Origin of the sequence: Desulfocurvus vexinensis DSM 17965, from assembly GCF_000519125.1 — a bacterium.
Lineage (GTDB): Bacteria > Desulfobacterota > Desulfovibrionia > Desulfovibrionales > Desulfovibrionaceae > Desulfocurvus > Desulfocurvus vexinensis.
Genome location: NZ_JAEX01000056.1, coordinates 1 through 1,260 on the forward strand (window position 1 = coordinate 1; position 1,260 = coordinate 1,260).

1 protein-coding gene is annotated in these 1,260 nt (G+C 34.7%); it reads left to right on the forward strand.

Annotation, left to right across the window (positions count from 1 at the left end; translation table 11 throughout):
- Positions 1–89: 89 nt before the first annotated feature.
- On the forward strand, positions 90–1,260 hold a 1,171-nt coding region (locus G495_RS21410; RefSeq protein ID WP_084458342.1), incomplete at its 3' end, for an IS256 family transposase.

Sequence of the window (1,260 nt, forward strand, 5' to 3'; positions counted from 1 at the left end):
TTTTAGAGGCATAATAAAAATTTTTAATATTTTTTAAATTAATGATAACATAAAACCTAAAAGACTAAACTAACCAGGAGGTCTGTAAAATGGAAAACTTAGACTTAGATTTAGAAAAAGTTTTAAGTGAAATCTCAAAAATTGAATCAAAAGAGGGTATCAAAATGGCTGCTGCACTCCTCTTAAACGCTCTCATGAAAAAAGAAAGAGAAATATTCCTTAGAGATAGTATTGATAATAAAGCTAATGGTTACTATGAAAGACAACTTGCCTGTTTCTTAGGTAACCTTGGTATCTCTGTCCCAAGAGATAGAAAATCTGAATTCAGACCTGCTATTCTTCCTCCTGAATGGCAAAAAGCTGATGAATCCTTCCAGGACTTTATCCTTAACCTCGTTCTCCAAAGCTACTCCCCCAATAAAATCAAAGCCCTCTTGCAATCTATGAAACTCCCCTACTCCCCAGAACAAATAGAAGAAATTAAAGAAGAATTGTATAACCAAGCCAAAGAATTAAAAACCAAAGAATTGCCAGAAAATTTGTTTGCTATGTTTATAGACGCTTATCATACTCAGATAAAAGATACCGAAGCCAACAGAATCAGAAAAGCAGTTATTTATAATATCATCGGGATAGATATGGAGGGAAGAAAAAATTTACTTTCTTATTACATTTATTTTGGTTCAGAGACGAAGGAGGACTGGCTCCAGATACTTAATGATTTGATAAAGAGGGGAGTTAAGAGGGTTATGGTAATAGTGAGTGATGATTTTCCTGGCCTTACTCAAGCCATAAAAGCCCTCTTTCCTGAGACAGATCATCAGCTTTGTTTTGTACACATGCAAAGGAACATCAACAGGAACATGTCTAAGCAGGATGCTAAAAAATTTTATGAGGAGTTAAGCATTATAAAGAGGATAGAGGAGTATGAGAGGGCCTTAAATAGATTTGAGGAATTATGTAAGAGTTATGAGAAGAAGTATCCAGCTTATATAAAGGGACTTTTGAAAAAGAAGGAGCATTATTTTGTTTATAAGAAATATCCTGAGGGGGTGAGGAGGTATATATACACGACGAATGTGGTTGAGAATATAAATAGCAGGATAGAGCTGATAAGGGTAAATACAGGGGGATATTTTCAATCAATCAAGACAGCAGAGGTTGCGATATACATAACAGTAAGTCGGATTCAGAAAACGAGATGGCAAAAACCACTTCCTTTAATTAAGTCTGCTTTATACGAATTGAGGCAAATGTTTG